Below are 23,700 nucleotides of genomic sequence, written 5' to 3'. Positions count from 1 at the left end.
CCGGAGGTGCCCGATGAGCGCGGACAACGCAGTGGATGCCGCCCCCGCCCCCGACGATGAGGGCCGCAGGCGCGGACTGCGCCGGATCGATCTGCGCCGGCTCGGCAGGGCGGCGCTGCTCGGCCCCGGCGGACGCGAATGGGGCCTCCCCGCCGGCGGCAGGGGCCAACGCGTGCCGGACGCCATCGAGCACCTCGCCAAAGTGCACCGCACCCGCCATCCCGGGGTCGGCGCGGCCGGTATCGAGACCCTGCGGCGCGCCTATCTGCTTGCCGAGACCTCGCACCGCGGCCAGATGCGCAAGAGCGGCGAGCCGTACATCACCCATCCGCTCGCGGTCACCCTGATCCTCGCCGAACTCGGCGCGGAGACAACAACATTGACGGCCTCTCTGCTGCACGACACCGTCGAGGACACGGAAGTGACACTCGATCAGGTGCGGGAGGAGTTCGGCGAGGAGGTCTGCTATCTCGTCGACGGCGTCACCAAGCTGGAACGGGTCGACTACGGGGCGGCCGCCGAGCCCGAGACCTTCCGCAAGATGCTCGTCGCCACCGGCAGCGACGTACGCGTCATGTCCATCAAACTCGCCGACCGGCTGCACAACATGCGCACCCTCGGGGTGATGCGCCCCGACAAGCAGGCGCGGATCGCCAAGGTCACCCGCGATGTGCTCATCCCGCTCGCCGAACGGCTGGGCGTACAGGCCCTCAAGAGCGAGCTGGAGGACCTGGTCTTCGCGATCCTCCACCCGGAGGAGTACGCCCGCACCCGCGCCATGATCCTCGCCAACGCCGCAGGCCAGGACCCGCTGACGGCCGTCGCCGTCTCCGTGCGGGCCGTTCTGCGTGAGGCCGGGATCGCCGCCGAGGTCGCCATCCGGCCGCGGCACGCGGTCTCCGTCCACCGGGTCCTGCTCAAACGCCGCGCCACAGAACTCGGCGGCTGCGACTTCGGACGCCTGCTGGTGCTCGTCGGCGAGGACGCCGACTGCTACGCCGTCCTCGGTGAGCTGCACACCTGCTTCACCCCGGTGATCGCGGAGTTCAAGGACTTCATCGCGGCCCCCAAGTTCAACCTGTACCAGTCACTGCACACCGCCGTCGCCGACGAGGAGGGCCGGATCGCCGAAGTCCTGGTCCGCACCCGGCAGATGCACCGGGTCGCCGAGGCCGGTGTCATCGCGCTCGGCAATCCGCACACCGTCGCCGAGACACCCCAGGCAGCCGACGGCGAACGTGTCGACCCCACCCAGCCGGGCTGGCTGTCGCGCCTGCTCGACTGGCAGCGCGACGCCCCCGACCCCGACACGTTCTGGACCGCCCTGCGGGCCGACCTCGCCCAGGACCGTGAGGTCACCGTCTTCTCCAGCCACGGCGGCGACACCTCCGGCACGATCCGGCTGCCCGCCGGAGCCAGCTGTGTGGACGCCGCTTACGCCCTGCACGGCGAAGGGGGCCACTCCTGCGTCGGCGCCCGGGTCAACGGACGCCTCGCGCCGCTGCGCACCAAGCTGCGGGACGGCGACATCGTGCAGCTCCTGCTGGACGAGACCGGCGCCTCCGGTCCGTCCCCCGACTGGCTGGAGCACGTCCGCACCCCCGCGGCCCGTATCGCCGTCACCCGCTGGCTGGAACGCCACCCGCTGCCCCCGGCCGACGAGGAGCCCGCCGCGCGGGCGGAGCGCCCCGCCTACAGCGCGGACACCGCCGCCGAGGGCGAGCCGGTCGCCGTCACCGACCTGGTGGGCGCCGCCGTGCGCCTGGCGCGCTGTTGTACGCCGGTGCCGCCCGACGAGGTGACCGGATTCGTCATCCGCGGCGGCACCGTCGCGGTGCACCGCGACGAATGCCCGACCGCGCTGCGGATGACCGGGGCCGGCCGCGCCCCCGTCCGCGTACGGTGGCGCGGCGGCAGCCCCGCGGGGGCCGGCTACCGCGCCACCCTGCTCGCCGAGGCGCTCGGCCGGCCCCGGCTGCTCGCGGATCTCACCGAGGCCATCGCGGGCCAGGGCGTGGGCATCGTCTCCGCCTCCGTCGAACCACCGCAGGAGCACCGGGTGCGCCATACGTACACCGTGGAGCTGCCCGACGCGGAGGCGCTGCCGGGCCTGATGCGCGCCATGCGGTCCGTCCCGGGCGTGTACGACGTCTACCGGGCCCAGCGGGCGATGGCCGCCGCACGCCGGTAACGGCGGCGCCCAGGACCCGGCGAGGGGTCCGGCAAGGGGGGCGAGAGGCCGGCGAGGGTCCCGGCATGAGACGGCGGGCGACACGGCCAGGGGAACCGTCCGGGGCCGATCGGGCGTGGTGCTGCGCGTCGCGCGTCCGCGCCCGCCGCCCCCTGATAGCCGTAGCGCATGATCCCCATCACGCCGCGCAGCGGCGCCGTGCTGGCGGCCCTTGCCGCCACGCTGACCCTGACCGGAGCGGAGCTGCCCGGCGGTCCGCCGTCCACCGGCACACCGGCAGGGCTCGGTGACCGGCTCTACCCCGACCTCGGCAACCCCGGCTACGACGTGGCCTCCTACGACATCGCCTTCGATTACCACGGCCAGGACCGGCCACTGGACGCCGTCACCCGCATCGAGGCCCGCGCCCTGGCGCCCCTGACCGGCTTCCATCTGGACTTCGCCAACGGCACGGTTCAATCGGTGCAGGTCAACGGGCGGCCGGCGACGTACACCAGAGAGCGCGAGGAGCTTGTCGTCACCCCCGCGGAGCCGGTACCGGCCGGCGGCACGCTCCGGATCACCGTCACCCACACCAGTGATCCGCGGGCCGCGGACTCCGGCTGGGTGCGGACCGCCGACGGGCTCGCCATGGCCAACCAGGCCGACGCCGCCCACCGGGTCTTCCCGTGCAACGACCACCCGTCGGACAAGGCCGCCTTCACCTTCCATGTCACGGCGCCCGGGGACCTCACCGTCGTCGCGAACGGCGTTCCCGACGCCGTGCCCACCGCCGTCCCTGCCGTTGCCGCCCCCGCGGGGAAGGCCGCCCCCGCGGGGAAGGCCGCGCGCGTCCCCGCCCTCACCTGGACGTACCGCCCCGCGAACCCCATGGCCACCGAACTCGCCCAGGTCTCCATCGGCCGCTCCGCCGTACTGCGCCGATCCGGTCCGCACGGGCTGCCGCTGCGCGATGTGGTCGGCGCCGCCGACCGCGACCGGCTGGAGGCCCGGCTCGCGATGACCCCGGGCCAGGTCCGCTGGATGGAGGGCCAGGTCGGCCGCTACCCGTTCGAGACGTACGGGATTCTCAGCGTCGACACCACGACCGGCTTCGAGCTGGAGACCCAGACCCTCTCGCTCTTCGAGCGCCGCGTCCTGCTCGCGCCCGAGCACCTGGCCGCCCCGCTGATGGTCCACGAGCTCGCCCACCAGTGGTTCGGCGACAGCGTCACCCCCGCGACCTGGTCGGATGTCTGGCTCAACGAAGGCCACGCCACCTGGTACGAGTGGCTGTACAGCGCGGAGAAGTACGGCGTGAACCTCGACGAGCAGGTCCGCGCCGCCTACGCCGTCGACACCCAGGTGCGGAAGGCGGACGGCCCGCCCGCCGCCCCGCTGCCGCCCGACCAGGGCAAGCTCGGCATCTTCCGGAGCAATGTCTACGGCGGCGGGGCGCTCGCCCTGTACGCGCTGCGCCAGGAGATCGGCGCCCCCGCCTTCCAGCGGCTGGAGCGGGCCTGGGTGGCCGGCCACCGCGACGGGATCGTGTCCACCGCCGATTTCACCGCCCTCGCCTCCCAGGTCGCGGGCCGTGACCTGGGAGGCTTCCTGCAGGCCTGGCTGTACGGGGCCGTCACCCCGCCGATGCCCGGCCACCGCGACTGGGTGGCCGGCCCGGCCAGGACCCGCGCGTCAGTGGCGGTGAAACCCGCGTGACCCGCGGCGGCGGGCGTGCGACCATCGTTATGACGGACAACACGCCCGTCACCCATTCCAGCCGATCGACCAAAGGATCCAATGACCTCCTCTTCCTCCTCTTCGAATGACCGACAGCGCCTCCCCGAGAGCCTTCGGGCCGACGCCCTTATGGAAGAGGACGTCGCCTGGAGCCAAGAGATCGACGAAGAGCGGGACGGCGCTCAGCTCGAACGCTCCGAGCGCGCCTCTCTGCGGCGCGTCATCGGTCTGTCCACCGAGCTGGAGGACGTCACCGAGGTCGAGTACCGGCAGCTCCGTCTGGAGCGCGTCGTCCTCGTCGGTGTGTGGACGTCCGGCACGGTGCACGACGCGGAGAACTCCCTCGCGGAGCTCGCCGCCCTCGCGGAGACCGCGGGCGCCCTGGTGCTCGACGGCGTGATCCAGCGCCGCGACAAGCCGGACCCGGCCACGTACATCGGCTCGGGCAAGGCCCAGGAGCTGCGGGACATCGTGCACGAGACGGGCGCCGACACGGTCGTCTGCGACGGTGAACTCAGTCCCGGCCAGCTCATCCATCTCGAAGACGTCGTCAAGGTCAAGGTGGTCGACCGCACCGCCCTGATCCTCGACATCTTCGCCCAGCACGCCAAGTCCCGTGAGGGCAAGGCCCAGGTCTCGCTCGCGCAGATGCAGTACATGCTGCCGCGGCTGCGCGGCTGGGGTGCGTCGCTGTCCCGTCAGATGGGCGGCGGCGGGTCCAGCGGTGGCGGAGCCGGCGGCGGTGGCGGTATGGCCACCCGCGGTCCCGGTGAGACCAAGATCGAGACCGACCGGCGCCGTATCCGCGAGAAGATGGCGAAGATGCGCCGGGAGATCGCGGAGATGAAGACCGGCCGCGACCTCAAGCGGCAGGAGCGCAAGCGGCACAAGGTGCCGTCGGTCGCGATCGCCGGCTACACCAACGCGGGCAAGTCCTCGCTGCTCAACCGGCTCACCGGCGCGGGCGTCCTGGTGGAGAACACCCTGTTCGCCACCCTCGACCCGACCGTGCGCCGGGCCGAGACGCCCAGCGGGCGGCTGTACACCCTGACCGACACCGTCGGTTTCGTACGGCACCTGCCGCACCACCTGGTCGAGGCGTTCCGCTCCACCATGGAGGAGGTCGCGGAAGCCGACCTCATCCTGCACGTGGTGGACGGCTCGCACCCGGTCCCGGAGGAGCAGCTCGCCGCCGTGCGGGATGTCTTCCGCGAGGTCGAGGCGCTCAAGGTGCGTGAGATCGTAGTGATCAACAAGGCGGACCTGGCCGACCCGCTCGTCCTGCAGCGCATGCTGCGGAACGAGAAGCACGCCATCGCGGTGTCCGCGCGCACCGGCCAGGGCATGGACGAGCTCCTCGCCCTGCTCGACGAGGAACTGCCGCGGCCCGAGGTCGAGATCGACGTCCTCGTGCCGTACACCCAGGGCGCGCTGGTCGCCCGGGCGCACGCCGACGGCGAGGTGCTCTCCGAGGAGCACACCGGCGAGGGCACACTCCTCAAGGCGCGGGTGCACGAGGAACTGGCCGCCGAGTTCGAGTCGTTCGCGCTCGTCACCAAGCACTGACCGGTCACAGACCGGTTCACCGCCGGCAGGCGTACGGAAGGGCCCGTCCCCGGTGGGGGCGGGCCCTTCCGTACGTGCCTCGTGTGAACTCAGGGTGTTACGTGAACTGCTTGCTCACCTTGTCGTACACGGCCTTGGCCTCGGCGCCAAGGTGCGGGCCCGCCAGCCAGGTCGCCGTGATCGGGCCGATCGAGGTGTTGCTGACCAGCGCCACCTGACCGTCCGGGTTCTTGGCATACCAGCCGCCGCCGGACGAACCGCCGGTCATGGTGCAGCCGATGCGGTACTCGGTCGGCTGGTCGGCGAAGAGCGACAGCCGGCCCGGCTTGCCCGTGCAGTTGAACAGCCGCTGCCCGTCGAACGGCGGCGCGGCCGGGTAGCCCCAGGCGCCGATCTTGGTGATCTTCGTCGCGGACGGAGCGTCGAACCAGACGGGGAGGGCGGAACCCACCGTCTCCTCGAGCGACTTGGTGCCGCTCTGCTTGTCCGGGGCCACGTGCAGCACCGCGAAGTCGTACGCGGAGCCCTTGCCCCCGGTCTCCGCGCCCGTGGAGATCCACTGGTCCGAAGTGGCGGCGCCGTCGGCCCAGAAGACGCCGAGCGGGGCGAGCGTGTCGCGCTTGGCGCCCTGCAGCTGCGCCTCGGTCTTCCCGCCGTCGTTGTACGACGGGACGAAGATGACGTTGCGGTACCAGCCGCCCTCACCGCCGGCGTGCACGCAGTGACCCGCCGTCCACACCAGGTTGGACTTGCCGGGGTGGGCCGGGTCCTTCACCACGGTGCCGGAGCAGACCATCGAGCCCTTCGGGCCGTCGAAGAAGATCTTTCCGTCGCCGGCCCCGTTCTCGTGATAGGGCGCAGCCACGGCCTGGGCCTTGTTGACCGCGGGCACCGGATCGGTCTTGCCCTTGTCGGCTGCGACGTCGTCGGGCACCTTCTTGTCGTTCTGCTCCGCGCCCTTCATCCGGTCGTTGTCCCACAGACCGTCGATGACCGGGTTGATGAAGTCCGAGGCCTCACGCAGCCACTTGGCCTTGTCCCAGTTCTTCCAGGCCCCGTCCTTGTAGGCCTTCTTCAGCTTCTCGAGGTCACCGAGACTGGTGGGCAGGGCGGGGAGCTTCGAGCCGTCCGCGCTCGTCACCGAGGGGCTCGGCTTGGGATCCGCCTTGTCGTTGGACGGCCCGCAGGCGGTGACCGAGGCCGCGAGCAGGGCCGCGACCGCGGCGGCGGCCAGTGGCCGGCTTATGGATGGCATGGGTTGGGTCCCCCTGGTTGGTTAACGGCAATGCAGCCCCGGCGAAGGGGCGGTCCCCCACTATGCCGGGTGCTGAGGAGGACGGTCCGCGGAGGGTCGCCGGTTCCGGTGTGAAAGATCTCCCAACCGACCGTGATCGGACCATCGGCGCGTCGTTAGTGCGGATGGGGACGTCAACCGGAGGAGTGAGCACGTGGCCGCCATCTCGAGCGTGCCGGACCGACTGACCGCGCCGGCAGACGACTTCGTGGCGGGGGAGGGCATCCTGCGACGGCAGTCGCTGCGCGAATCCGCGGCCCGTACCTACGCCCGTTCGCTGCCGGTCGTACCGGTCAGAGCCCGCGGGATGACGGTCGAGGGCGCCGACGGCCGCCGCTACCTGGACTGCCTGTCCGGCGCGGGGACGCTGGCGCTCGGGCACAATCACCCGGTCGTGCTGGAGGCCATCCGCGCGGTGCTGGACTCCGAGGCCCCGCTGCACGTCCTCGATCTGGCCACCCCGGTCAAGGACGCCTTCACCACGGCCCTGTTCGAGACCCTGCCGCCCGAACTGGCCGACCACGGACGGGTGCAGTTCTGCGGACCGGCCGGCACGGACGCGGTCGAGGCGGCCATCAAACTCGTCCGCAACGCCACCGGGCGCGGCGGCCTGCTGGCGTTCACCGGCGCCTACCACGGCATGACCGCTGCCGCACTGGCCGCGACCGGGGACACGGCGGCGCGCGCCACCGTCGGCGAGGCCGACGCGCGGGTGACGCGGCTCCCGTATCCGTACGACTACCGCTGCCCGTTCGGCACCGGCGGCGACCGCGGGGCGGAGCTGTCCGCCCGGTGGACCGCCAGCGTGCTGGACGACCCCAAGGGCGGCGTTCAGCCGCCCGCCGGAATGCTGCTCGAAGTGGTGCAGGGCGAGGGCGGTGTGATCCCCGCCCCCGAGGCGTGGCTGCGCCGGATGCGGGAGATCACCACCCGGCGCGGAATCCCGCTGATCGTCGACGAGGTGCAGACGGGCGTCGGGCGCACCGGCACTTTCTGGGCCGTCGAGCAGAGCGGGATCGTGCCCGATGTGATGGTGCTGTCGAAGGCCATCGGCGGCAGCCTCCCGCTCGCCGTCATCGTCTACCGGGAGGAGCTGGACACCTGGCGGCCCGGCGCCCACGCGGGCACCTTCCGGGGCAACCAGCTCGCCATGGCGGCGGGCACCGCCACCCTGCGGTACGTCCGCGAGCACGGCCTCGACCTGCGCGCGGCCGCCCTCGGCGCCCGGATGCTCGCCCGGCTGCGCGGACTGGCCGCCCACCACCGCTGCATCGGCGATGTGCGCGGCCGCGGCCTGATGATCGGCGTCGAACTCGTCGACACCGAGGCCGAACCCGACGACTACGGGTCCCTGCCCGCCGCGCCCCGGCTCGCCGCCGCCGTGCAGCAGGAGGCACTGAGCCGCGGTCTCATCATCGAACTCGGCGGCCGGCACAGCAGCGTGGTCCGGCTGCTGCCCCCGCTCACCATCACCGATGAGCAGGCCGAGGCGGTGCTCGACCGCCTCGCGGACTCCATCGCGGCGGCCGAACGGGCGACGACGACGGGCGGTTCGGGAACCACCGGGGGCTCGGGAGTTCCCGGCGGTTCCGGCGCTCCTGTCGGTCCGGGCGCTTCCGGTGTCCCCGCGGGTTCCGGAGCAGTGGAGGAGCGCGCATGACGAGTCCGCAGGTCACAGCCGAGGGCACCCCGACCTCCGGGCCGAGCGGCCCCACCGAAGCACGGAGCACCGGCATGAGCGCACGTCCCGGCACGAACGCCGATCCTGCCGCCGACAGCGCGACGGTGGTACCTCCGCAGACGCGGCGGGCGCTGCCGCTGCCGGGCGGGCCCGATCCCCTCGAACGGTCCGACGCCTACGCGGCGGCCGACGCGGCGGCGACCGAGAACCTGCTTCGCTGCTGGGTGCGCGAGACGGCCGTCACCGAACCCCGGGACGGCGTCCTGCGCGTGCCGCTCCCCGCCAGCGGCACCGGTTTCGACGTCCAGATCCGGCACTGGTCAGCCACCGGTCACCACCGGTTCGGCACCGCCCGGCTCGCCATCGCCGACGAGATCCCGCTGACCGCGGTCTCCCTGGCCGCGCTGCTGGCGCGCGAGGGCGGCACGGACCCGGCCGAGGGCGCCGATCTGGTCGGCCGGGTCGTCGACTCGGCCCGCCGCACCGCCCTGTTCATCGCCGACCGCCGGGCGCACCCCGCCGCGCCCGCCGCCACCGAACCGTTCCTCGAAGCCGAGCAGGCGCTCATCCTGGGCCACCCGCTGCACCCCACGCCCAAGGGCCGGGAGGGGCTCTCCGAGGCCGAGGCGCGCGCCTACTCACCCGAACTGCGCGGCTCCTTCCCGCTCCACTGGTTCGCCGTCGACCGCTCCCTCCTCGCCACCGACTCCGCCTGGACCGAGCGCGGCCGCACCATCCCCGCCGAGCAGCTCCTCACCGATCTCGCGGGCCCCGGCCTCGAACTCCCCGACGGCGCCGCCGCGCTGCCCCTGCACCCCTGGCAGGCCCGTGAGGTCCAGCACCGGCCCGACGTACGGGAGCTCCTCGACTCGGGACGGCTGCGCGACCTCGGCCCGCTCGGCGGCCCCTGGCATCCCACCTCCTCCGTACGGACCGTTTACCGGTCCGGCGCCCCCGCGATGCTCAAGCTCTCGCTCGCCCTGCGCATCACCAACTCCCGCCGCGAGAACCTCCGCAAGGAACTCCAGCGCGGCACCGAGGTGCACCGGCTGCTGCGCAGCGGGCTCGCCGAGCAGTGGCGCGCCGCGCACCCCGGCTTCGACATCGTCCGCGACCCCGCCTGGCTCGCGGTGAACGCTCCCGGCGGCGCGCCTCTCCAGGGCCTCGACGTCGTGCTGCGGCACAACCCGTTCGGCCCCGGCGACCAGGCTCACTGCGTGGCGGGGCTCACCTCGCCGCGCCCCTGGCCCGGGCCGGGCGCGCCCGCCCTGCGCTCGCGGCTGGCCGACCTCACCGGCCGCCTCGCGGCCCGTACCGGCCGGTCGGCCGCCGCCGTGGCCGCCGAGTGGTTCCTGCGCTATCTCGACGCCGTCGTCCGTCCCGTCCTGTGGCTGGACGGGGAGGCGGGGATCGCCCTCGAGGCCCACCAGCAGAACACCCTCGTCCTGCTGGACGCGGACGGCTGGCCGTCGGGCGGCCGCTACCGGGACAACCAGGGCTACTACTTCCGAGAGTCCCACCGGGCCGCACTGGAGCGCCGGCTGCCCGGGATCGGTTCCGGGAGCGACACCTTCGTCGCGGACGAGGTCGCCGACGAGCGCTTCGCCTACTACCTCGGCATCAACAACGTCTTCGGCCTCATCGGCGCGTTCGGCTCCCAGGGGCTGGCCGACGAGCACCTGCTTCTCGCCGCCTTCCGCCGATTCCTCGACCGGGCGGCGGCCACCGGCAGCTCACGCCTCCCGGCCCAGCTGCTCGGGAACCCGACCCTGCGCTGCAAAGCCAATCTGCTGACCCGGCTGCACGGTATGGATGAACTCGTCGGCCCCGTCGACACCCAGTCCGTCTATGTGACGATCCGCAACCCACTGGCCGCCTGAGCGGCCCGACCGCAGGAGAGGAGGGAGCCGTGTTGCCGCCCGCCGACTCCAACGCCGAGGACACCCTGGACCTGACTCTGACGCCCGAGGTCCTCGCCCTCTTCGCCGTGACGCCCCCGGCCGCCGGGTCCCCGTCCGCGGAGGGGGGTCTGCTCGGCGAGGTCGGGGAATGGGGCCCGGCCACCACCCGGGCGGGCACCTTCCACCTCGTGCCCGCGCTCGTCGAGCGCGATCTGCCAATGATCACCGGCTGGATGAACGACCCTGCCGTGGCCGAGTTCTGGGAACTCGACGGACCGCCGCAGATCACCGAGCAGCATCTGCGCGGACAACTCGACGGTGACGGCCGCAGCGTCCCGTGCCTGGGCGTTCTCGACGGCACACCCATGAGCTACTGGGAGATCTACCGGGCCGATCTCGACCTCGTCTCCCGCTACTACCCCTCCCGCCCTCACGACACCGGACTGCATCTGCTCATCGCGGGCGTCACCGACCGGGCCCGCGGCCTGGGCACCACCCTGCTGCGAGCCGTCGCCGACCATGTGCTCGACCACCGGCCCGCCTGCGCGCGCGTCATCGCCGAACCCGACCTGCGCAACACCCCCTCTGTCGCCGCGTTCCTCGCCGCGGGCTTCCGCTTCTCCGCCGAGGTGGAGCTGCCCGGCAAACGAGCCGCACTGATGATTCGCGACCGCGCTGTGCGACACCTCCTCTGAGCCCTCGCTGAATCGCGCTGAACCCCGCTGAACCCCTGTCGAGCCGTCCTTCTCCGGTCCCCCGTCCCGGTCCCGCACTCTTTGCCGAGCCCTCCCGATTCCCGCCGACCCCTCCTCCAGCCAACCGTCCCACCGTCCCCAGCAGAGGAGCACCGACCTTGCCCATCCCGCCGCCGCTCCATGGCGCCGACTGGCAGCGTGCCGCCCGACGGCTGCTGGCCAAGATGCTCGCCGAGTACGCGTACGAAGCCGTCATCTCACCGGAGCCCGACCCCGACCCCGGCCCTGTCTCCGGCCCTGTCTCCGATCCTGGCGCCGGCCCCGGCCTCGGCCCCGAAGCGGGCTCTTCGGCCTACCGGCTGCCGCTCGGCGACGGCGTCACCTACCGTTTCCGCGCCCGCCGGGGCGCCTACGGCAGCTGGTACGTGGATGCCGGCTCCATCACGCCCACCGGCGACCCGCTGCACTTCCTCACCCACGGACACGACACCGTCCTGGCCCTGGCGGGCGACACCACCGGGCACCTGATCCGGGAGCTCCTGGCGACCCTGTCGGCCGATGTCCGGCTCGACGCGACCGCGATCACCGCCGCCGAACTCGCCGACCTGGACTACGCCGACCTCGAAGGCCACCAGACAGGCCACCCCTGGCTCGTCGCCAACAAGGGCCGGCTCGGTTTCTCCGCCGCCGACACCGCCCAATGGGCCCCCGAAGCCCGTCAGCACCACCGCCTCCCCTGGATCGCCGTCCACCGCGACCTCGCCCAGTACCGGGGCGTCGCCGCCCTGGCCACCCCCGACCGGCTCTACGCCGAGGAACTCCCCCCGGACGTACTCGACGCCTTCGCCGGCACCATCACCGGCCACGGGCGCGACCCCGCCGACTACCTCCTGCTGCCCGTCCACCCCTGGCAGTGGGACGAGACGATCGCCCCCCTCTTCGCCGCCGCCCTCGCCGATGGATCCATCCTCCCCCTCGCCACTGACAACGACCTGCGGCTGCCCCAGCAGTCCATCAGAACCTTCCTCAACACCAGCCGCCCGGACCGCCGCACCGTCAAGCTTCCGCTGTCCGTCCTCAACACCCTCGTCTGGCGCGGGCTGCCCACCGAGCGCACGCTCGCCGCGCCGGCCGTCACCGCCTGGGTGCACGGACTGTGGGACGCGGACCCGTTCCTGCGGGACGAGACCCGGGTGATCCTGCTCGGCGAGGTCGCCTCCATCACCGTCGAACACCCGCTGTACGACCGGATCCCGGGCGTGCCGTACCAGTACCGCGAACTCCTCGGCTGTATCTGGCGCGAGCCGCTCAACGGTCACCTCGACCCCGGCGAGCGGGCCCGTACGCTCGCGGCACTCCTCCACACCGACCCGGACGGGCGCTCCTTCACCGCCGAGCTGGTCGAGCGTTCCGGGCTCGCGCCGCATGTCTGGCTGCGGCATCTGTTCGCGGCCCTGCTGCCCCCGCTGCTGCACTTCCTCTATCAGTACGGAACGGTCTTCTCCCCGCACGGGGAGAACGCCATCGTCGTCTTCGACGAGCACGACATTCCCGTCCGCCTCGCCGTCAAGGACTTCGTCGACGATGTCAACATCTCCGCGGAACCGCTGCCGGAACACGCGGCGATGCCCGACGACGTGCGCGCGGTGCTGCTCACCGAACCCCCCGCCTTCCTCACCCAGTTCATCCACTCCGGGCTGTTCATCGGTGTTTTCCGCTACCTCGCGCCGCTGTGCGAGGAGCAGCTGGGAGTCCCGGAAGGCGAGTTCTGGGCGATGGTCCGCGACGGAATCCTCCGTCACCAGGACCGTTTCCCGGAGCTCAAGGAGAGGTTCGCGACCTTCGATCTGCTCACCCCGCGGATCGAGCGGCTGTGTCTCAACCGCAACCGGCTGCATCTCGACGGCTACCGCGACCGCCCCGACCGTCCGCACGCCGCCGTGCACGGCACCGTCCGCAATCCGCTGAGCGGGCCCTGAGAGCGGCGTCGGCGGTGTCGGCCGGCCGTGCCACGGCGGGAGGCCGGGAGGACGAGTTCACCCGCATCATCCACCCGGTCCGGGGCGGCGGGCTCCGGCCGGGTGTCACCCGCCGCGACGCGCCCGGCCGCGCGCTGCGGCTCCTCTTCCCCGACGGCCCCGGCCGTCTCGAACGACATGCGCCAGAAGTTGGCACCGGAGTGGGCACGAGGTGCCGGATTCCGGGCGGCGAACGATCACACCATCCGGGGACTGGAGCGCGTTGTCAGTGGACCCCCTTAGGCTGGTTGCCCTATGACGAAGCCCGCCCTCACCGAACTCCTCCACGCAGCCGTCACCGCCGTCGGCGGTGTGGAGCGCCACGGCCAGGTCACGATGGCCCAGGCCGTCGAGACCGCAGTGGACGACAATGCCCATCTGCTCGTCCAGGCCGGCACCGGCACCGGAAAGTCCCTCGGCTATCTGGTCCCGGCCCTCGCCCATGGCGAGCGGGTGGTCGTCGCGACCGCCACCCTCGCCCTGCAGCGGCAGCTCGTCGAGCGCGACCTGCCGCGCACCGTCGAGGCGCTGAAGCCGCTGCTGCGCCGCGAGCCGCAGTACGCCATGCTCAAGGGCCGGTCGAATTATCTCTGCCTCCACCGCCTGCACGAAGGGGTGCCGCAGGACGAGGAGGACGGCCTCTTCAATCCCTTCGAGGCCGCCGCGCCCACCAGCAAGCTCGGCAAGGACCTGCTCCGGCTGCGCGACTGGGCGGACGAGACCGAGACCGGTGACCGGGACGGACTCACGCCGGGTGTCTCGGACAAGGCGTGGTCGCAGGTGTCCGTCACCTCGCGCGAGTGTCTCGGCGCCACGAAGTGCGCCTATGGCGCGGAGTGCTTCGCCGAGGCGGCCCGCGAGCGCGCCAAGCTCGCGGATGTCGTCGTCACCAACCACGCCCTGCTGGCCATCGACGCCATCGAGGGCGCGCCGGTACTGCCCAGTCATGAGGTCCTCATCGTCGACGAGGCCCATGAGCTGGTCTCCCGCGTCACCGGTGTCGCGACCGGCGAGATCAGCCCCGGCAGCGTCAACCGCGCCGTCCGGCGGGCCGCCAAGCTGGTCAACGAGAAGGCCGCCGATGCGCTGCTCAGCGCCTCCGAGGGCTTCGAGCGGCTGATGGAACTGGCGCTGCCCGGGCGTCTGGAGGAGATCCCGGAGGATCTCGGCTACGCGCTGGCCGCGCTGCGGGACGCCTGCCGTCAGGTGATCACCGCGATCGGCGAGACCCGCGACAAGTCCGTCCAGGACGAGAACGCGGTGCGCAAGCAGGCGCTGGCCTCGGTCGAACATGTCTATGAGGTCGCGGAGCGCATCGTGCAGGGCTCGGAGTACGACGTGGTCTGGTGCGAGCGCCACGACCGCTTCGGCGCGTCCCTGCGCGTCGCCCCGCTCAGCGTCTCAGGACTGCTGCGCGAGAAGCTCTTCGCCGAGCGTTCCGTGGTGCTCACCTCTGCCACCCTCAAGCTCGGCGGCGATTTCAACGGGGTCGCGGCATCGCTCGGGCTGGCTCCCGAGGGGATCGAGGGCGAGGACGTGCCGCCGTGGAAGGGCATCGATGTCGGCTCGCCCTTCGACTATCCCAAGCAGGGCATTCTCTATGTGGCCAAGCACCTCGCCCAGCCGGGCCGGGACAGCCAGCGCGAGGACATGCTCGATGAACTCGCCGAGCTGATCGAGGCCGCGGGCGGCCGCACGCTGGGGCTGTTCTCCTCGATGCGCGGCGCACAGGCGGCGGCGGAGGCCATGCGGGCCCGGCTGGAGAACCCCGTCCTTCTGCAGGGCGAGGAGACGCTCGGCGAGCTGATCCGCACTTTCTCCGAGGACGCCGCCACCTGTCTGTTCGGCACGCTGTCGCTCTGGCAGGGCGTGGACGTTCCGGGGGTGAACTGCCAGCTGGTGGTGATGGACCGGATCCCGTTCCCCCGTCCCGACGACCCCTTGATGAGCGACCGGCAGAAGGCCGTGGAGGAACGCGGGGGGAACGGCTTCATGGCGGTGGCCGCCACGCATGCGGCGCTGCTGATGGCGCAGGGCGCCGGGCGGCTGATCCGCGCGTCCGGCGACCGCGGCGTCGTCGCCGTCCTGGACCCGCGGCTCGCCACCGCGCGGTACGGCAGCTTCCTGCGGGCCTCGATGCCCGACCTCTGGTACACCACCGACCGCAACCAGGTCCGCCGCTCGCTGGCGGCCATCGACGCGGCGGCCACGGCCAAGGCCGCCGAACCCGTCACGGCTGCGGCGGATCCGGAGACTTCGGATATGTCGGATGTGGATACCGCGGATGCGGCTACGGCGGATGCGGATGTGGTGACCACTGATCCGGCAGCCGCGGATGAGGTCACGGACGGTGTGCCCGCCGCAGGCTGAGGACATGGCAGGGCCCCGGAACCGGCGCAGAGGTTCCGGGGCCCGGTCGTGAGGGGTCCGTTCAGACCCGGCGCAGCACCGCCACCACCTTGCCGAGGATCGTTGCCTCGTCACCGGGGATGGGCTGGTATGCGGCATTGTGGGGGAGCAGCCAGACATGGCCGTCCTCGCGCTTGAAGCGCTTGACGGTCGCCTCGCCGTCGAGCATGGCGGCGACGATGTCGCCGTTCTCCGCGACGGGCTGGCGCCGCACGGTGACCCAGTCGCCGTCGACGATGGCGGCTTCGGTCATCGAGTCGCCGACCACCTTGAGGACGAACAGCTCGCCGTCACCCACCAGCTGGCGGGGGAGTGGGAAGACGTCCTCGACCGATTCCTCGGCGAGGATCGGACCGCCGGCGGCGATCCGGCCGATGAGCGGCACATACGACGCGGAGGGCTTGCCGGTGGTGTCGGTCGGCTGCGAGTGGGTGGTGTCGGAGCCGCGGACCTCGTAGGCACGGGGACGGTGGGGGTCGCGGCGCAGGAATCCCTTGCGCTCCAGAGCCATCAGCTGATGGGCGACCGATGAGGTGCTGGACAGGCCGACGGCCTGGCCGATCTCGCGCATGGACGGCGGGTAGCCGCGACGCTGGACCGAGTCCCGGATCACTTCGATGACCCGGCGCTGGCGGTCGGTGAGTCCTGAGCTGTCCGCACGGATACCGGGCGGCCGGCCGGGGAGGGAGCGGGCGGGCTTGGGCGTTTCGTCGTTCATCGCGTCCATCGGGCTGAGCCGATCCTGGGAGCGGTCCTGGGCGGTCAATGCTGCGGTGTCTGCGGTGGTGGTCACGGCGGCCCCTCTCGAGATGTTCTCCCTGTGACAGACGCTTCGCAGACTGCCCGGCGGCAAGGTCTCCACGTCCTACGACCGCATGAACTGCGTGCGGTCGGCCCGCTCAGCTGTCGCGGACAGTTAGTACAACGGTAGTTGGTTTCGAAAGGTTGCGCCAAACACACGTTCGAGTGAAATTTTGTAAATCACCTGACGCGATCAAGGTATCGGGTGTATTGATCGAACGATCATTCGATTCACTGAGGGGAGCCGGGGTCCCCGGCGGTCTGCGGCACCAGTGTCGCATCACCGGCCTCCCCCACGCCGAGGCGACACGTCGCGTAGGCTCCGACCCGCCGCGGCGACACGACACGCGGATTGACGCGGTTGGGCCTCTGGCACCAGATCTAGTGGTTACATAAGTGCCAGCCGCCCACCAGTAGTGGTCCCCCGGGCTTCAACAACCCAGGGCATCGCCTATGCTTGGGGCTGTTCCCGGGGGTCGTGACAAGGCCCGGGGGGCGTCATTTTCGTGCGCTCGGCCCCGCCGGTACGGGCTGGATGAAGGAGGGGATGGAGAACATGCACTGCCCCTTCTGCAGACACCCCGACAGCCGCGTGGTCGACAGCCGCACCACGGACGACGGCACCTCGATCCGCCGCCGGCGCCAGTGCCCTGACTGCGGCCGCCGTTTCACCACGGTGGAGACGGCCTCCCTGATGGTGATCAAGCGCAGCGGCGTCACGGAACCGTTCAGCAGGAACAAGGTCATCGCCGGCGTACGCAAGGCGTGCCAGGGCCGCCCCGTCACCGAGGACGCGCTCGCCCAGCTCGGGCAGCGCGTCGAGGAGGCGGTCAGGGCGACCGGCAGCGCCGAGCTCTCGACCCATGACGTGGGTCTGGCCATACTCGGCCCCCTGCAGGATCTCGACCTGGTCGCGTACCTGCGCTTCGCCTCGGTCTACCGGGCCTTCGACTCGCTCGAGGACTTCGAGGCCGCCATCGTGGAACTGCGCGAGCAGCTCCCACCCACGAACCTCCGCGGGCTCGACGAGGACCTCGGGGTCCCCGCGCCCGCGCCCGCCGCTGACTGAGCGGCGACCGACGAGCAACCGAAGAGCAACCGAAGAGCGGCAGTACCCACAGATTTGCCGAGGCGCGCTGCGCCGAGGCGTAGGACAACGAACCGTGCGGCGGGATGATCCGCGCACTTCTAGGCGTTTTGCCTGTATTGGGAGGCGGCACATGACTGAGACGACGAACGGCGCGGCACGGGGTTCCCGTACCAAGGGACCCAAGGCCGGCAAGGGCCTGCGGATCGAGCGCATCCACACCACGCCTGGCGTGCATCCTTACGACGAGGTGGTCTGGGAGCACCGTGACGTCGTCATGACCAACTGGCGCGACGGCTCGATCAACTTCGAGCAGCGTGGCGTCGAGTTCCCCGACTCCTGGTCGGTGAACGCGGTCAACATCGTTACCAGCAAGTACTTCCGCGGCGCGGTCGGCAGCCCGACCCGCGAGTCGAGCCTGCGGCAGCTCATCGACCGTGTGGTGAAGTCCTACCGCAAGGGCGGCGAGGACAACGGGTACTTCGCCTCCCCGGCCGAAGCCGAGATCTTCGACCACGAGCTGACCTACGCCCTGCTGCACCAGGTGTTCAGCTTCAACTCGCCGGTCTGGTTCAACGTCGGAACCGCTCAGCCGCAGCAGGTCTCCGCCTGCTTCATCCTCTCCGTCGACGACTCGATGGACTCGATCCTCGACTGGTACAAGGAAGAGGGGATGATCTTCAAGGGCGGTTCGGGCGCCGGCCTGAACCTCTCCCGCATCCGCTCCTCCAAGGAGCTGCTCTCCTCCGGCGGCAACGCGTCGGGACCTGTCTCCTTCATGCGCGGCGCCGACGCCTCCGCGGGCACCATCAAGTCGGGCGGCGCCACCCGCCGCGCGGCCAAGATGGTCGTCCTGGACGTAGACCACCCGGACGTCGAGGCCTTCATCGAGACCAAGGTGAAGGAGGAGGAGAAGATCCGCGCCCTGCGCGACGCGGGCTTCGACATGGACCTGGGCGGCGACGACATCACGTCCGTCCAGTACCAGAACGCCAACAACAGCGTCCGCGTGAACGATGAGTTCATGAACGCCGTCGAGACCGGCGCCTCGTTCGGCCTGCGGGCCCGGATGACCGGCGAGGTCATCGAAGAGGTCGACGCCAAGTCGCTCTTCCGCAAGATGGCCGAGGCCGCCTGGGCCTGCGCCGACCCCGGCATCCAGTACGACGACACCATCAACCACTGGCACACCTCGCCGGAGACGGGCCGGATCACCGCCTCCAACCCGTGCAGCGAGTACATGCACCTGGACAACTCGTCCTGCAACCTCGCCTCCCTGAACCTCATGAAGTTCCTGCGTGACGACGACAAGGGCAACCAGTCGTTCGACGCGGACCGCTTCGCGAAGGTCGTCGAGCTGGTCATCACCGCGATGGACATCTCCATCTGCTTCGCCGACTTCCCCACCGAGAAGATCGGCGAGACCACTCGCGCCTTCCGCCAGCTCGGCATCGGCTACGCCAACCTCGGCGCCCTGCTGATGGCCACCGGCCACGCGTACGACAGCGACGGCGGCCGCGCCCTCGCCGGAGCCATCACCTCGCTGATGACCGGAACCTCCTACAAGCGGTCGGCCGAGCTCGCCGCGATGGTGGGCCCGTACGACGGCTACGCCCGCAACGCGGACGCCCACAAGCGCGTCATGAAGCAGCACTCCGACGCCAACGCCGTGGCCCTGCGCAGCGACGACCTGGACGTACCGGTCTGGGCGGCGGCCACCGAGGCATGGCAGGACGTACTCCGCCTCGGCGAGAAGAACGGCTTCCGTAACGCGCAGGCCTCCGTGCTCGCGCCGACCGGCACCATCGGCCTGATGATGGACTGCGACACCACGGGCGTCGAGCCCGACCTGGCGCTCGTCAAGTTCAAGAAGCTCGTCGGCGGCGGCTCCATGCAGATCGTCAACGGCACGGTCCCGCAGGCGCTGCGGCGGCTCGGCTACCAGCCGGAGCAGGTCGACGCGATCATCGCCCACATCGCCGAGCACGGAAACGTGATCGACGCCCCGGCGCTGAAGACCGAGCACTATTCGGTCTTCGACTGTGCCATGGGCGAGCGGGCGATCTCCGCCATGGGCCACGTGCGCATGATGGCGGCGGCCCAGCCGTTCCTGTCCGGTGCGATCAGCAAGACCGTCAACGTGCCCGAGACGGCCACCGTCGAGCAGATCGAAGAGGTCTACTTCGAGGGCTGGAAGCTCGGTCTGAAGGCGCTCGCGATCTACCGCGACAACTGCAAGGTCGGCCAGCCGCTCTCCGCGAAGAAGAAGGAGCCGGCGGCCGTGGCCGCCGTCCCGGCCGCGGTGGAGAAGATCGTCGAGTACCGCCCGGTCCGCAAGCGCCTCCCGAAGGGCCGCCCGGGGATCACCACCTCGTTCACCGTCGGTGGCGCCGAGGGCTACATGACCGCCAACTCCTACCCGGACGACGGTCTCGGTGAGGTCTTCCTCAAGATGTCCAAGCAGGGTTCGACCCTCGCGGGCATGATGGACGCCTTCTCCATCGCGGTGTCGGTGGGCATGCAGTACGGCGTGCCGCTGGAGACCTACGTCTCCAAGTTCACGAACATGCGTTTCGAACCGGCAGGTCTGACCGACGACCCGGACGTACGGCTGGCGCAGTCGATCGTCGACTACATCTTCCGCCGTCTGGCGCTGGACTTCCTGCCGTTCGAGACGCGCTCCGCGCTCGGCATCCACTCGGCCGGCGAACGTCAGCGCCACCTCGACACCGGCTCCTACGAGCCGGGCGACGACGAGGTCGACGTGGAGGGCCTGGCGCAGTCCGCGCCGCGCCATGTGGAGGCCCTGGCTCCCGCCCCGGCCCCGAAGCCCGCCCCGGCCGCACCGGCCCCGGTCTCGAAGCCGGTGGCCGTCGCCGCGCCGGAGACCCTGGCCGCCGTCCCGGCACCCAAGCAGGCGCACAACTCCACGGAGCTGCTGGAGATCCAGCTCGGCATGAACGCCGACGCCCCGCTGTGCTTCTCCTGCGGTACGAAGATGCGCCGTGCGGGCAGCTGCTACCTCTGCGAGGGCTGCGGTTCGACCAGCGGCTGCAGCTGACTCCCCGAAGTCATCCGGTCTAACCGGAACTCGGCGCATCGGCTGAGTTCTTGGTCATGCTGGGTTTGTGAGGAGGTCCGGCCTTTTGGCCGGACCTCCTTGCTATTGACGCAGAGCCCTCACATGCCAGTCTCCGGTTTAACCGGTATTTCACCGGTTAAACCGGAAGAGGTCTTGTAGCGGATAGTCGCCTTCGTCTCGTGCAGGGAAGCCCTCAACAGGGGGAGCAGGCGGAGTTCTTCGCCGACATGCTGCGGGGCTACGGCACCATGCTTCTGGCGGCCGGCAGGGATCGGCAATCAGTCGGCAAGCTCCTGCAGATGCTTCGCGGATTCGTCGTGTGGTCGGACGCCTGGCCTTGGAAGTGCACTGCTCAGGACGTCGACGAATGGTCGGCTGACATGCGCGAACGTGAGATCGCACTGTCTATGCTGGGCAGCCGCCAAGGGGTGGTTCGCCGGTTCTGCGAGTACGGCGTCAACCCGCAGTACCCGTGGATCGAGCGGTGTCAGGCGGCGTTCGGCCAGGTGCCGAAACCCGGAGCGCTGATCCCAGCAGATCGATGTGCCCGGCAGGACTCCACAGGATCAGACCCCTGTGGAGCAGTGTCGTGGTTGTCTACGGCACCGTCCTGTCTCCGCCCGGACCGATGACGGACCGCTCTGCAAGTCCTGCGCCCGACTCCCCTTGGAGACCTGCGCCAATTGCGGACAAGAGCGGCTGATCCCTCGACTGAGGACCCATGGCCGTTCCGGCTGGTGCTTCGGCTGCATCGCGCAGGCCACAGCGACGTTCGCCACGGTGGGCGAAAACCCTGTGGAGGCCGCAGACGTCGACAGCGTGCGATTGGCGGTATGCGTCACTTGCGGAAGAGACCACGGCATCAACTTCCTCCCAGACGGCCCGAGATGCTCCAGCTGCCGAGATCGGGCAATGCGTCGATGGGAGGAGTGCAGCCGCTGCGGGAAGACCGGGCGCGTCCTCTTCACCCCCGGAGTCTGCAGCGAATGCCTCGGCGTCGATGTCGGTGGCACCTGCACCCGATGCGGACTCGAGGACCGGCTCCACTCGGGCGGTCGTTGCGAAAGATGCGTGCTGACCGAGCACATTGGCAAAGTCTTCAACGATTGCGGAGACGCAGGCCGCGCGGTCGCCCAGCGGTTGGCCGCCAGCCCCAGCCCCAACCCAAGATCCAGCCTGAACTGGCTCGAGCAGAGCCCCACGGCCGCTGGGAGATGAGTCGAACTCGGCGTACCTATGGCTCCCAGCAGGTCCCAGTATCCCTGGCGTGCGCCCGGTGTTGAAGTAGCTGTTCGAGAGTGATGAGAGGCCTGGTGCCGGCGAGAGCGGCACCAGGCCTCTTCTCGCGCCCGGTCCGGGGAAACGGTGGCGGCGGATGCGGCAGATGCGGGCTCGGGAATACGCGTGATCTTGAGTGGCTTGTCCCCGTTGAAAGGGACGCGGGCGAGATGATGCGCGAAGCCGCACGGTGCGCCGCTACAGCTACCGCTGACGACAGAGGGCAGTTGCCATGACCGAGTTGAACATCCATTACGTGGGCGGGCCGACCGCGGTGATCGGGATCGGGGGACTGCGACTGCTCACCGACCCGACGTTCGACGCGCCGGGGGAGTACCCGGTGGGCACGCGTTCGCTGGTGAAGACCGCAGGACCGGCGATCGACGCGGACGCGGTGGGGGACGTCGACGCCGTGCTGCTGTCGCACGACCAGCACCCGGACAATCTCGACACGGCGGGCCGGGACTACCTGGCACGCGTGCCGCTGACGCTGTCCACCGGTTCCGCGCTGGAGCGAATCGGCGGAAACGTCACCGCACTTGCGAACTGGGAACACACCGAGCTGACCCGCCCGGACGGCGGCACCCTCCGTATCACCGGCGTGCCGGCGCAGCACGGGCCGGACGGCAGTGAGCCCGTTGTGGGTGAGGTCACCGGATTCGTTCTGTCGGGCGAGAGCCTGCCCACGGTGTACGTGAGCGGGGACAACGCCTCGCTGAAGGTCGTGCGGGACATCGCGGAGCGGTTCGGACCGTTCGACGTCGCCGTGCTGTTCGCAGGCGCCGCGCAGACCCCGCTGTTTCCGGGCGCCGACCTGACGCTCGGCAGCGTGCACGCCGCCGAGGCGGCGGAGATCCTTGGCGCGCGGCAGGTCGTACCGCTGCACTTCGAGCACTGGGGGCACTTCACGCAGGGTGGCGACACCCTCGTGTACGCCTTCCAGCAGGCGGGGTTGAGTGACCGGCTGCACCTGCTGAAGCCCGGTGAGCGCTTCGAATCCGGGGCCGCGCTGTGACGGCTTCGCCGGCGGGCCCCCCGGACGAACCCGGTTGGGGCGGTGAGCTGATCGACCTGGACGCCTATCTGGCGCGGACCGGATACGCGGGCGGGCTGGAACCGACGCTGGAGACGCTGCGGGGACTGCACCGCGCGCACGTCGCGGCAATCCCTTTCGAGAACCTGGAGGTGGTGCTGGGTCGGGAGGTCTCCATCGACCTGGAGAGCGTGCAGCGCAAGCTCGTTCAGGAACGGCGCGGCGGCTACTGCTACGAGCAGAACTCCCTCTTCGCGGCGGTGCTCGAACGCCTCGGCTTCGTCTTCACGGCGCACGGCGCCCGGGTCCGTACGGCGGAGCCGACGCTGCGGCCCATCACGCATGTACTGCTGCGGGTCGTCGTGGACGGCGGGGAATGGCTCGCCGACACCGGCTTCGGCGGCCCGGGGATGCTTGAGCCGATCGAGCTGCGGACCGGCACCCGGATGCGGCAGGGCGGCTGGTGCTTCGCGATCGCCGAGGAGCCGGGCGGTGTACGTGTGCTGCGCTCGCGGGGGCCGCAGGGGTGGTCCGACCTGTACGCGTTCGCGCCGACCCCGTTGTATCCGGTGGATTTCGTGATCATGAACCACTACACCTCGACGCATCCGCTGTCACGGTTCACCGGGCAGATCGTGGTGCAGCGGCTCACCCCGCAGGTGAGGTACTCCCTGGTGCGGGACGAGCTGACGACAACGCACGCGGACGGACCGGGCGGACCGGGCGTCGGCGGTGGACCGGGCGTCGGCGGTGCGGATGAGCGGCGCAAGGTGTCGGCCGAGGAGCTGTCGGAGATCCTGGAACGGATCTTCGGCATCGTCCTGGACGCGGCCGACACCGCGCGCCTGACTCAGTAGGACCGCAACTCGACGAGGGTGTCGTCCATGGCGGTGTCCTGTCCGGCGGCCCGGGCCGGCAGGGCCTCGCTGCCGGTTGTGGAGTCCT

General features: G+C 70.8%; 14 protein-coding genes. 12 read left to right on the top strand and 2 right to left on the bottom strand.

What is annotated here, in order from left to right; all coding sequences use genetic code 11:
• Nucleotides 1-13: 13 nt before the first annotated feature.
• The 3 genes from QMK24_RS08685 to hflX all read left to right on the top strand — a co-directional run bounded on the left by QMK24_RS08685 (nucleotide 14) and on the right by hflX (nucleotide 5,476).
• Nucleotides 14-2,191 (top strand): RelA/SpoT family protein, encoded by a 2,178-nt coding sequence (locus tag QMK24_RS08685; RefSeq protein ID WP_283464722.1) that lies wholly within the window; start codon nucleotides 14-16, stop codon nucleotides 2,189-2,191.
• 168 nt (nucleotides 2,192-2,359) lie between these two features.
• Nucleotides 2,360-3,889 carry a M1 family metallopeptidase gene (locus tag QMK24_RS08680; RefSeq protein ID WP_283464720.1) on the top strand — a complete coding sequence of 510 codons (1,530 nt, stop codon included), beginning with the start codon at nucleotides 2,360-2,362 and terminating at the stop codon, nucleotides 3,887-3,889.
• An 81-nt stretch (nucleotides 3,890-3,970) separates the two neighbouring features.
• On the top strand, nucleotides 3,971-5,476 hold the full coding sequence (gene hflX, locus QMK24_RS08675) for a GTPase HflX (RefSeq protein WP_283464719.1): 1,506 nt from the start codon (nucleotides 3,971-3,973) through the stop codon (nucleotides 5,474-5,476).
• A gap of 97 nt (nucleotides 5,477-5,573) precedes the next feature.
• On the opposite strand, the gene QMK24_RS08670 is transcribed toward hflX, so the two are convergent.
• A complete protein-coding gene (locus QMK24_RS08670) occupies nucleotides 5,574-6,731 on the bottom strand; it encodes a trypsin-like serine peptidase (protein ID WP_283464718.1) in 1,158 nt (385 codons plus the stop codon).
• Nucleotides 6,732-6,933: 202 nt separating this feature from the next.
• Here QMK24_RS08670 and QMK24_RS08665 point away from each other — a divergent pair, with 202 nt between their 5' ends.
• From QMK24_RS08665 to QMK24_RS08645, 5 genes are all read left to right on the top strand, one after another.
• Nucleotides 6,934-8,430: a diaminobutyrate--2-oxoglutarate transaminase gene (locus tag QMK24_RS08665; RefSeq protein ID WP_283464770.1), complete on the top strand. Its 1,497-nt coding sequence runs from the start codon at nucleotides 6,934-6,936 to the stop codon at nucleotides 8,428-8,430.
• Nucleotides 8,427-10,331 carry an IucA/IucC family protein gene (locus QMK24_RS08660; protein ID WP_283464717.1) on the top strand — a complete coding sequence of 635 codons (1,905 nt, stop codon included), beginning with the start codon at nucleotides 8,427-8,429 and terminating at the stop codon, nucleotides 10,329-10,331. Before QMK24_RS08665 ends, QMK24_RS08660 begins: the two co-directional genes overlap by 4 nt.
• Nucleotides 10,328-11,047: a GNAT family N-acetyltransferase gene (locus QMK24_RS08655; RefSeq protein WP_283464769.1), complete on the top strand. Its 720-nt coding sequence runs from the start codon at nucleotides 10,328-10,330 to the stop codon at nucleotides 11,045-11,047. The genes QMK24_RS08660 and QMK24_RS08655 overlap by 4 nt, the downstream gene beginning before the upstream one ends.
• A gap of 158 nt (nucleotides 11,048-11,205) precedes the next feature.
• Entirely contained in the window at nucleotides 11,206-13,026 is a 1,821-nt protein-coding gene (locus QMK24_RS08650; RefSeq protein WP_283464716.1) for an IucA/IucC family protein, read from the top strand.
• Between the two features lie 294 nt (nucleotides 13,027-13,320).
• Nucleotides 13,321-15,435 (top strand): ATP-dependent DNA helicase, encoded by a 2,115-nt coding sequence (locus QMK24_RS08645; protein WP_283464715.1) that lies wholly within the window; start codon nucleotides 13,321-13,323, stop codon nucleotides 15,433-15,435.
• A gap of 61 nt (nucleotides 15,436-15,496) precedes the next feature.
• Here QMK24_RS08645 and lexA read toward each other — a convergent pair whose 3' ends face one another.
• Nucleotides 15,497-16,267 (bottom strand): transcriptional repressor LexA, encoded by a 771-nt coding sequence (gene lexA, locus QMK24_RS08640; protein ID WP_283464714.1) that lies wholly within the window; start codon nucleotides 16,265-16,267, stop codon nucleotides 15,497-15,499.
• 564 nt (nucleotides 16,268-16,831) lie between these two features.
• Here lexA and nrdR point away from each other — a divergent pair.
• The 4 genes from nrdR (at nucleotide 16,832) to QMK24_RS08620 (ending at nucleotide 23,612) form a co-directional block, all read left to right on the top strand.
• Nucleotides 16,832-17,344, top strand: a complete 513-nt coding sequence (gene nrdR, locus QMK24_RS08635) for a transcriptional regulator NrdR (protein WP_138357303.1) — start codon at nucleotides 16,832-16,834, stop codon at nucleotides 17,342-17,344.
• A 151-nt stretch (nucleotides 17,345-17,495) separates the two neighbouring features.
• Complete coding sequence (locus tag QMK24_RS08630) at nucleotides 17,496-20,423, top strand: vitamin B12-dependent ribonucleotide reductase (protein WP_283464713.1); 2,928 nt, start codon at nucleotides 17,496-17,498, stop codon at nucleotides 20,421-20,423.
• 1,531 nt (nucleotides 20,424-21,954) lie between these two features.
• Nucleotides 21,955-22,737: an MBL fold metallo-hydrolase gene (locus QMK24_RS08625; RefSeq protein WP_283464711.1), complete on the top strand. Its 783-nt coding sequence runs from the start codon at nucleotides 21,955-21,957 to the stop codon at nucleotides 22,735-22,737.
• Nucleotides 22,734-23,612, top strand: a complete 879-nt coding sequence (locus tag QMK24_RS08620) for an arylamine N-acetyltransferase family protein (RefSeq protein ID WP_283464709.1) — start codon at nucleotides 22,734-22,736, stop codon at nucleotides 23,610-23,612. The genes QMK24_RS08625 and QMK24_RS08620 overlap by 4 nt, the downstream gene beginning before the upstream one ends.
• The last annotated feature ends 88 nt before the right edge of the window (nucleotides 23,613-23,700 follow it).

Source organism: Streptomyces sp. PH10-H1 (genome assembly GCF_030063355.1).
In the GTDB taxonomy this organism is placed as follows: Bacteria; Actinomycetota; Actinomycetes; order Streptomycetales; family Streptomycetaceae; genus Actinacidiphila.
Note: the sequence above shows the minus strand (reverse complement) of the source record. Positions and strands in the feature narration are given on the sequence as shown.

Bases quoted from the DNA above. Each gene is read 5' to 3' on its own strand.
- QMK24_RS08625 (WP_283464711.1), top strand. From the start codon at position 21,955: ATGACCGAGTTGAACATCCATTACGTGGGCGGGCCGACCGCGGTGATC.
- QMK24_RS08685 (WP_283464722.1), top strand. From the start codon at position 14: ATGAGCGCGGACAACGCAGTGGATGCCGCCCCCGCCCCCGACGATGAG.
- QMK24_RS08630 (WP_283464713.1), top strand. From the start codon at position 17,496: ATGACTGAGACGACGAACGGCGCGGCACGGGGTTCCCGTACCAAGGGA.
- hflX (WP_283464719.1), top strand. From the start codon at position 3,971: ATGACCTCCTCTTCCTCCTCTTCGAATGACCGACAGCGCCTCCCCGAG.
- QMK24_RS08645 (WP_283464715.1), top strand. From the start codon at position 13,321: ATGACGAAGCCCGCCCTCACCGAACTCCTCCACGCAGCCGTCACCGCC.
- QMK24_RS08680 (WP_283464720.1), top strand. From the start codon at position 2,360: ATGATCCCCATCACGCCGCGCAGCGGCGCCGTGCTGGCGGCCCTTGCC.
- QMK24_RS08660 (WP_283464717.1), top strand. From the start codon at position 8,427: ATGACGAGTCCGCAGGTCACAGCCGAGGGCACCCCGACCTCCGGGCCG.
- QMK24_RS08670 (WP_283464718.1), bottom strand. From the start codon at position 6,731: ATGCCATCCATAAGCCGGCCACTGGCCGCCGCCGCGGTCGCGGCCCTG.
- nrdR (WP_138357303.1), top strand. From the start codon at position 16,832: ATGCACTGCCCCTTCTGCAGACACCCCGACAGCCGCGTGGTCGACAGC.